Origin of the sequence: Piscirickettsia salmonis LF-89 = ATCC VR-1361 (assembly GCF_000297215.2) — a bacterium.
Classification (GTDB): Bacteria; Pseudomonadota; Gammaproteobacteria; order Piscirickettsiales; family Piscirickettsiaceae; genus Piscirickettsia; species Piscirickettsia salmonis.
Map to the genome: position 1 here is coordinate 1 of NZ_AMFF02000256.1, position 1,434 is coordinate 1,434.

At 35.7% G+C, this 1,434-nt stretch carries 3 protein-coding genes; all 3 read right to left on the minus strand.

Annotation, left to right across the window (positions count from 1 at the left end):
• Positions 1–19 precede the first annotated feature (19 nt).
• Genes C200_RS13930 through C200_RS14655 form a run of 3 tightly spaced genes read right to left on the minus strand, consistent with a single transcriptional unit; the run spans position 20 to position 1,264 of the window.
• On the minus strand, positions 20–358 hold the full coding sequence (locus C200_RS13930) for a hypothetical protein (RefSeq protein WP_016212335.1): 339 nt from the start codon (positions 356–358) through the stop codon (positions 20–22).
• A 16-nt stretch (positions 359–374) separates the two neighbouring features.
• Positions 375–1,085 carry a proline iminopeptidase-family hydrolase gene (locus C200_RS14345; protein ID WP_016212337.1) on the minus strand — a complete coding sequence of 237 codons (711 nt, stop codon included), beginning with the start codon at positions 1,083–1,085 and terminating at the stop codon, positions 375–377.
• Positions 1,073–1,264 carry a hypothetical protein gene (locus C200_RS14655; RefSeq protein WP_051307375.1) on the minus strand — a complete coding sequence of 64 codons (192 nt, stop codon included), beginning with the start codon at positions 1,262–1,264 and terminating at the stop codon, positions 1,073–1,075. Before C200_RS14655 ends, C200_RS14345 begins: the two co-directional genes overlap by 13 nt.
• Positions 1,265–1,434: the final 170 nt, after the last annotated feature.

Consider the following 1,434-nt stretch of genomic DNA (forward strand, 5'->3'; position numbering starts at 1 on the left):
CTCGCAGCGTATGACATTGCTAACAATTTTTCTCTACAGAATATTGGTTAGTTATATAAAAATCTGAGTTATATTCTAAAGAAAGAGAAAAATGACATTCCTGTTGAATAAACTCCTTCACTACTTGCTCAAGACTATAAGTTAAACCTTGTGAAAAATTATCATCTCGATGTGGTTTTTTTAATAAAAACACAGAAACTAAAATATGACTATGTTTATAAAGTGAAGTAGCATACGCTCGACTTTTACACACTCCAGAGCTAGAGTCATATTCATTAATTGTATTTTCAATCGCTTCAAAAATTTTATTAGTATCAATGATTAGATCATCAGAATATTTCAATTCAATATGTGGCATTTTACATTCCTAAATTTTAACAGTTGTTAATTGTATGTTTTTGCAAAAAACGCCAAACAGCTTGATGATAAAGCTCCGGTTTTTCAAAAAATGGATCATGTGAACAATCATGCAAGACAACAAGCTCTGCATTAATTAAGTTATCTCTAGCATGAGTTGCACATTCAACGACGATATAATCATACTCACCATGAATAACTAAAATAGGCGTATTTACTTTTTTTAACTCTTCAGTGCGATCGTAGTTGCGCAATAACCCTGTACAATTAAATAAATAGTTTCCAAATACTTTAGATAGTACCGGCTTTGCAATATTAGCCATTGAGAAAACCAAACTCTCCGGCCAAACCTCCGCACGACAAATATGACGATGTGCAAGCAGTGTATATGCGCCATAATATTCTGGATGATCTGTTGTCCCTTCTGCTTCACGCCTTGCCATCATCCGGCATGTTTCAGCTCCTAGTGCCATTTTATGACGCTCAAAACCACGTTGCATAAGTGGTATATTAAATGAACTATTCGCACTAATAAATGATTTCACCCACTCAGGGTAAGCTAAACAGTATTCCAAGCCTAAAACTCCGCCCCAAGATTGGCCAAGTAAATGTACTGCTTTTAGATTGAGCTTACGTCTTACATGTTCAACTTCTTCAACAAAACGGGGTAACTCCCATAGTGCATCATCATCCGGTTGGTCAAATTCTCCACAACCTAACTGATCCAAGTCACAACACGTAAACCTTTCTTTACATAGAACTCAAAATGACTTTCTCTCATATAGTCAGATGGTACACCCGGCCCACCATGTAAAATCAATAGTGTTTCCTGGCCTGCACCAGTACTATACGTCATTATTTTATAGCGCCGATATTCAAGCAATTGCCGCTCAATATGAATATTCATCACTATCCTTCCTTGCCTCTTAATTCTTCGTACAATACAAGCGCTATATTAGCACAATTAAAAGAGCAACAATGATGGAATCATCTTGATTTCTTCCTGAATCTAATTTGAATGCCTATCCGCATAACGTTTAAACGATTCAAATTTAATAGTTATAGCGCTCAACGAAT